The organism is Haloarcula sp. CBA1122 (assembly GCF_009741785.1).
GTDB classification, from domain to species: domain Archaea; phylum Halobacteriota; class Halobacteria; order Halobacteriales; family Haloarculaceae; genus Haloarcula; species Haloarcula hispanica.
Genome location: NZ_WPCB01000088.1, coordinates 1 through 6,794 on the forward strand (window position 1 = coordinate 1; position 6,794 = coordinate 6,794).

General features: G+C 66.7%; 5 protein-coding genes and 1 pseudogene. 1 reads left to right on the forward strand and 5 read right to left on the reverse strand.

All coding sequences use genetic code 11. The features are described from left to right. Nucleotides 1-920, reverse strand: a 920-nt coding sequence (locus GJ630_RS18950) for a CapA family protein (RefSeq protein WP_371727956.1), incomplete at its 3' end; no start/stop codon positions are given. 120 nt (nt 921-1,040) lie between these two features. Here GJ630_RS18950 and GJ630_RS18955 point away from each other — a divergent pair. Next, nucleotides 1,041-1,412: a hypothetical protein gene (locus tag GJ630_RS18955; RefSeq protein WP_050037708.1), complete on the forward strand. Its 372-nt coding sequence runs from the start codon at nt 1,041-1,043 to the stop codon at nt 1,410-1,412. A 36-nt stretch (nt 1,413-1,448) separates the two neighbouring features. Here the strand turns inward: GJ630_RS18955 and GJ630_RS18960 are convergent, their stop codons facing one another. The 4 genes and pseudogenes from GJ630_RS18960 to GJ630_RS18975 form a co-directional block, all read right to left on the reverse strand. Then, nucleotides 1,449-3,272 carry an L-aspartate oxidase gene (locus GJ630_RS18960; RefSeq protein WP_191450719.1) on the reverse strand — a complete coding sequence of 608 codons (1,824 nt, stop codon included), beginning with the start codon at nt 3,270-3,272 and terminating at the stop codon, nt 1,449-1,451. Between the two features lie 112 nt (nt 3,273-3,384). Further along, nucleotides 3,385-4,860, reverse strand: coding sequence for a Na+/H+ antiporter NhaC (gene nhaC, locus GJ630_RS18965; RefSeq protein ID WP_191450720.1), 1,476 nt, complete (start codon nt 4,858-4,860; stop codon nt 3,385-3,387). Between the two features lie 205 nt (nt 4,861-5,065). Then, the gene (locus tag GJ630_RS18970) at nt 5,066-6,178 is read right to left on the reverse strand and encodes an ABC transporter ATP-binding protein (RefSeq protein WP_371727959.1); all 1,113 of its coding nucleotides are present in this window, start codon (nt 6,176-6,178) and stop codon (nt 5,066-5,068) included. Nucleotides 6,179-6,203: 25 nt separating this feature from the next. Then, a pseudogene (locus GJ630_RS18975) lies at nt 6,204-6,794 on the reverse strand (ABC transporter permease); the annotation flags it as partial.

The window sequence follows — 6,794 nt, forward strand, 5'->3', positions numbered from 1 at the left end:
GTCCGGTCGTTGCGGTAGCCGTCCTTGACCGCGTAGTCGTCGACGAAATTACCGGTGTCGTACATGATGGGGCGACCGCGGTACACCTCGACCCCCTGGATGACGTGGGCGCTGTGGCCGTGGACCACGTCGGCCCCGTTGTCCACCAGCCAACGGGCGAAGGCCTGCTGTGTCTCGCCCGGTTCGGTCACCCAGTTCGGCCCCCAGTGAGCGGTGACGACGAGCAGGTCGGGGTCGGCGTCGCGGGCCGCCGCCAGCGCGCCTCCGACGCGGCGGCGAGTCAGCGGGTGGTTCGGGTCCAGCGGTGCGTATGCCGTGCCGGGACTGTCGCCGTCGGCGGCGTAGCTGGGTGACTGGTCAGTGACGGCGACGACGGCGATCGAGAGGTCGCCGATCTCGACGAACGCCGGCTCGAATGCTGTCTCGCTATCGACGCCGGCCCCGGCTGAGGCGATGCCAGCGTCGGCGAGGTGAGCCGGCGTGTCCGTGAGTGCCGCCGGTCCGAAATCGAACAGGTGGTTGTTCGCCAGTCCGGCACAGGAGACGCCGGCGCGGTCCAGCGCGGCCACGGCCCATTTCGGGCTCGCTCGGAAGTGGAACGTACGGCCGGGCCGCGGTTCGCCGCGGTCCGAGAGACAGCATTCGAGGTTCGCCACCAGCCCGTCGAGTGACTGGAGTTCGTCGAGCATCGACCCCCAGACGGCCGTCGGTCCGTCGGGGGCATCGCGCCAGCGTTCGTCGACGCTCCGGCCCAGCATCACGTCGCCGACGAACCCGAGGCGTAGTGACGCGTCCGTCGGGACAGACGGCGGACACGACACGTCCGCGTCGTCGTCGGCACCTAGACACCCCGAAACGGCGGTGAGGCTCCCGAGTGCGGGGCCGCCGCTGGCGAGGACGGTTCGGCGGGTCGGTGCCACAGTGAATAGAACATCGGCTGGGACCGCCTTGAATTTCAGTGACGTAAAAACCATCCAGGGTGTGTCGTATTGAGACACACTCCGGACGGTTACTTTTAGTTACCAATCCTCTATCCAGGTATGTCAAGCGACACTGCACGGGACTACGACGGGGACGAAGAGTGTACGACCACGGAGTCGTTCGCCGACCACGGCCTCGACGACGGCAGCGTCCTCATCAGCCGGACGTACAACCGAATCGCGGCGGACGGCGAACCCACGTTCGAACCGCCCTCGGAGTTTTTCGACACGCTGGAGGCGGCGTTCATCTGGGCCTACATCGGCACGATTGACGAACCTGGCGTCCCGCCCCATGTCGAAGCGGCCATCGAAGACGCTCGGGAGTTCACGCGCCAGGAGTTCGAAGACGACCCTGACGTGGACCTTCGAACGGACGTGATTCCGACGTTCTACCAGCAGGTCGCCGGCTTCCACTGCGCCTATCGAGATTAAAAGAGCAACCGCAGGCGGACTGTTGGGTGGACCGCTCTATTCGAGGTGGTGATAGTCGAGTTCGTAGCCGACGTCGACCGCCTCGCTGACTTCGTCGCTCGGTTCGGCGACGCCGCGAGTCGTCAGTTCGAGCCCGGTATCGCCGCGGTCTACGAGGATGTTCCGCCGCCACTCGGGGTCCACGTTGGGCGCGTCGGTGCGGTAGTGCGCGCCGCGGGACTCGTCGCGCTTGCGTGCGCTCAGCAGCAGGGCCTCGGCAACCGTGAGGCTGAAGAACAGATCGACGGCGAGTTCGAACGACAGGCTGGTCCGGTCGCCGTCGATACCGATGTCCCCAGTCCGTTCGCGAAGGGCATCGAGCGCGGCGAGGCCGTCCGACAGTGATTCGCCGTTACGGAGAATACCGGCGTGCTCCCACAGCAGGTCGCCGAGGTCCGCGAGTAGCCCTCCGGGCGTCTCGTCTCCGTCCGACGCCGCCAGTTCCTGCAGCGACCGGAACTCGCGCTCGGCGATGGCACGCTGACCAGCCGGCAGGGCGTCGTCGCGGTCGTCGCCTGTCACCTGCGCCGCGACGTGGTCGCCGACGAGCGCGCCGATGGCGACCGTCTCCGCGAGCGAGTTCCCGCCTAGGCGGTTCGCGCCGTGGACGCCTGCGACCGTCTCGCCGACAGCGTAGAGCCCACTGACGCCGGTTTCCCCGGTCTCGAAGTCGATGTCGACGCCGCCCATCGAGTAGTGGGCGGTCGGCGCGACTTCCATCGGCTCCTCCGTGATGTCGACGCCGAGGTCCATGAACCGCTCGTACATCCGCGGCAGTCGGGACTTGATGTACTCGTCGTCGCGGTGGGAAATGTCCAGATAGACGCCGCCGTTCTCGGTCCCACGGCCCTCGCGGAGTTCCTGTGCGATGGCACGGGCCACCACGTCGCGCGCGTCGAGTTCCATCTGGTCCGGCGAGTACTCCTCCATGAACCGCTCGCCGTCGGCATTGAGCAGCCGACCGCCTTCCCCGCGGACCGCTTCGGTGACGAGGCGGCCGTCCCAGTCCTCGCCGTAGCGGTCGCCGACCATCCCCGTTGGGTGGAACTGGACGAACTCCATGTCCATCAGCGACGCGCCGGCTTCGAGCGCCAGCGCCGGGCCGTCGCCGTTGTTCTCCTCGTCGCGCGAGGAGTGGCGGTTATACAGCGCGGAGGAGCCACCCGCCGCCAGGACGACGTGATCCGACTCGAAGAGGATGAACTCGCCGCTCTCCATGTCGTAGCCGGCCGCCCCGTAGACGCGGTCGCCGTCCGAGAGCAGCCGCGTGATCATCACGTTGTCGCGGTAGGGAATTTCGAGCGACTGGGCCCTGTCGACGAGCGTGTCCAGCATCGCCTCGCCCGTGCGGTCACCGACGAAGCAGGTCCGGCGGAACGACTGCGCGCCGAAGTAGCGCTGATTGATCTTGCCGTCCTCAGTGCGGTCGAACGCCATCCCCCAATCGTCGAGTTCCCGGATGCGGTCGGGCATATGCTTGGTCGTCAGCTCGACCGCTTTCGGGTCGTTGATGAAGTGGCCTTCGTCCAGCGTATCGGCGGCGTGAATCGTCCAGTCGTCCTCGGGGTCGAGCGACCCCAGCGAGGCGTTGATGCCGCCGGCGGCCCACGTCGTGTGTGCGTCGCCGTGATCCCGCTTGCCGATGACCAGCGGCTCGACACCGTTCTCGGCAAGTCCGATAGCGACCCGCGCCCCGGCAGCGCCAGCGCCGACGACCAGCACTGGTACCGACACCGTCTCGTAGTCGACCGCCGGGCCTACGTCGGTCGCCCGACCGTCGGCAGCCTGCTCGCCGTCAGCGGATGGCTTCTGTGGTGTCATCGTCTAACGTAGGGGCTGTGGACTTATCAGGGCTTCGCGCGCACGCGCACGCGAGGGCCGCCAGCGTTCAGTCACGATCACACATTCACGACTGCTGGCAGCGCAAGGCGAATCAGTCCTCGCCTGCTGACACCGGCCCGGCACTACCGGACTGTCCGGGCGTGCTTTCGGCGTCGGTTCGGTCCGCATAGACGATCTGCCAGCCGGTGACCCCCATGAACAGAAGCACGAGCGGTGAGAGAAAGCCGAAGAAGTAGTACGGTGCGTATTCCAGCGTCGGGACGCCGAGCGTCCCGGCCATGAACAGACCGCCGCTACTCCACGGGATGAGCGCACTCGTCGTCGTTCCCGACGCTTCGATGGCTCGGGAGAGATTCTGACTCTTGAGCCCCTGTTCGTTGTACAGATTACCGAGCGTCATCCCCGGTACCACGATACTCACGTACTGTTCTGCTGCGAGAATGTTCATCGAAACAGCGGAAACAGCGGTCACGCCTGTGAGGCTCGCGACGTTGTGACAGAGTCGCCCGAGATGGTGAGAGAGGACCGCGAGCACGCCGGCTCGTTCGAGCAGTCCGCCCAGCGCGAGCGCGGCAATCGCAATCGTCACGATCCACGCGCCGCCGGTCAGCCCCCCGCTCTCTAGGAGTCCGTTCACGAGTTCCATGCCCGTCTCCGGCGCTGTTCCGGACTGTGCGGCCGACCAGGCGGCACCGAACCCGGTTCCCTGCACGAGCATCGAGGTTGCGACGCCAGCGAACACGCCCGTTCCGAGCGTCGGCAGTGCGGGGATGCCACGCAGCGCAAGCCCGAAGGTCACAACGACCGGTAAAAATACGAGCGGCGAGACGACGTACGTGCCCTCGATTGCCGCCTGGATGGACGCAACCCGGTCAGTAGGAATGGCCCCAGCGGCCCGCAGTCCGAGGCCGGCGTACAGGAGGACGGCAATCGTGAACGCGACGAGCGTGCCGGCCCGCATCGCGTTGATGTGTTCGTACAGGTCCGTGTCTGTCACTGCGGCGGCCAGGTTCGTCGTATCCGAGAGCGGGGACTGCTTGTCCCCCGTGTAGGCCCCGCTGAGGATGGCACCGGCGGTCATCGGCTCGGAAATACCCAGTCCCGAACCGATGCCGATGAGCGCCACCCCGAGTGTCCCGGCCGTCGTCCAGGACGAGCCGACGGCGAAGGAGATTATCGCAGAGAGGATGGCCGCTACTGGGAGAAACACTGTCGGCGTGAATAGCTCTAAACCGAAGTACATGAGGCTGGGAATCGTGCCCGCCTGAATCCACGACGCGATGAGCGCGTAGACGGTGAACATGATGAGAATTACCCGCATGCCCATGAGCAGGCTGCTGGCGATCCCGTCGTACAGGTCTTCCCACGTCAGCCCGAGGTGATACCGTGCGAACAGGCCGGTGAAGGCGATCCCCCAGAACAGCGGGAACTGTGGGTCCAAGTCGAAGGCAATGAGGCCCACACTGAGGAACACAATCATTCCCGCAATCGGCACGAGAGCGGCACCCAGCGACGGCCGCTCAGACGGGTCGATATCGTCGAACAGCCGGGGTTCGAACTCGACCATCACTGCACCCCGTCGCGCCTAGCTGGCCGGACTCCGACATGGCTTTGGTTTGAAGCTGGGTGTTCCCGCCAGCCCTGTCGACACGCTCCGATACGCCTCTGCCGACCACCTGCGACGGCCCCGCGTGTCATATTTATATCGGCGATAACCACAGGTGGGTTAAAACAGGCTCCATTCCGGCGTGGGCGTGAGGATTGGTAGCTTACTACTGTCTGTCGACAGTGTGTGCGTCCGCCGGGTCGAAGCCGACTGTCACCGTGCCCGTCGGCGGGTCTTCGGCTCGTAACAGGATTTCTCGACCCTCCCAGTCGAGATGAACGCGCGTCGTCTCCCCGAGGAACTCCGCGCTCGTGACGGTCGCCGTCAGCGCGTTCCGGTCGGCATCGAGGGTAAGCCGCTCCGGTCGCACACAGAACGTGAGCCGGTCCCCGGCCGAGACAGCGGCCTCCGGGTCGCTGTCACCATCCAGGGCCACTGAGAGCGTCGTACTGTCGACCGTCACGTCCGCGATGGATCGTCCACTCTCGTCGCTGGAATCGTCAACCTTGTCGGTCGACCGAACTGCCGTCACCTCACCGCTGAGGACGTTGTTGTCGCCGACGAAGGTGGCGACGAACTCTGTCGCCGGCTCGCGGTAGATGGTCCGCGGCGGCGCGACCTGTTCCGGCGTCCCGTCTCGCATGACTGCCACGCGGTCTGAGACAGCTAAGGCCTCTTCCTGGTCGTGGGTGACGTAAATCGTCGTAATGCCCAGTTCCTGCTGAATCTCGCGGACCTGCACGCGGAGGCGCTCCCGGAGTTTCGCGTCAAGCGCGCTCATCGGCTCGTCGAGCAAGAGTACGTCGGGGCCGGGGGCCAGTGCGCGGGCCATCGCCACCCGCTGCTGCTGGCCGCCAGAGAGCGTGTCTGGGTCCCGGTCCTGCATACCGTCGAGGTCCACCAGCTCCAGCAGCTCACGAACCCGCGCTTCGTCGCTGCCGCCGCCGGGCGGGTCGGAGAACGAGAGGCCGTAGGCGACGTTCTCCCCGACGGTCATGTGCGGGAACAGCGCGTAGTTCTGGAAGACGACGCCCACGTCGCGGCCCTCCGGCGGGACGCCGGTGACGGACTCGCCGCCGAACCGGACTTCGCCCTGCGTCGGGTCCTCGAAGCCGGCGATGAGCCGGAGCGTCGTCGTCTTCCCGCAGCCGGAGGGGCCGACCAGCGTGAAGAACTCGCCGTCCCGAACGGAAAGCGACAGGTCCTTGACGGCGGTCGTCTCGCCGTAGCGTCTGGTGACGCCGTCGAGTTCGACGGCCGGCGGGGCGGTCCGGTTCACGGCAGCACTGTCCGACGGCGACTCCTTAGAACCCAACGTCGTCACCCCCCAGCCGGTCGATGAGCAGGAAGCTCGCGCTGGTGACCACGAGCAGGACGACGCCCATCGCTGTCGCGGGACCGAGCCGGCGGCCGATGAACCGCTCGATGGCGATGGGCATCGTGAACTGGTTCGTTCCCGAGGCGAGGACAATCGTCGCCGAGAACTCCCCGATAGAGATAGCGAACGCAAAGGCGGCCCCAGCGATGACCGCTGGCCACACGAGCGGCAGTTCGATGTCCAGCAGCGCTCTGGCACGCGGCGCGCCGAGCGCGCGGGCGGATTCGACCAGCGTGTGGTCGACTCCCTCGAGTCCGGGCGCGACCGTCCGGACGACGAACGGGTAGCCGGGCGACGGCATGGGCGGCGACGATGGCGAGGCCGCCGCCGACGGCGAGACGAGTGTCGCCGACTTCGACGCCGAAGACGAGGCCTCGGAGCAGGCCGAGGCCGACGACGATGCCAGACACGGCCAGCGGGGCCATCGCCACGGCGTCGACGAGCTTCCGACCGCGGTAGTCCCGGGTCGTGAGGACGGCCACGACGACGCCCATCGGCAGGGCAACGGCCAGCGAGG

Coding starts and splice junctions, on each gene's coding strand:
- GJ630_RS18955 (WP_050037708.1), top strand. CDS start 1,041: ATGTCAAGCGACACTGCACGGGACTACGACGGGGACGAAGAGTGTACG.
- GJ630_RS18960 (WP_191450719.1), bottom strand. CDS start 3,272: ATGACACCACAGAAGCCATCCGCTGACGGCGAGCAGGCTGCCGACGGT.
- nhaC (WP_191450720.1), bottom strand. CDS start 4,860: ATGGTCGAGTTCGAACCCCGGCTGTTCGACGATATCGACCCGTCTGAG.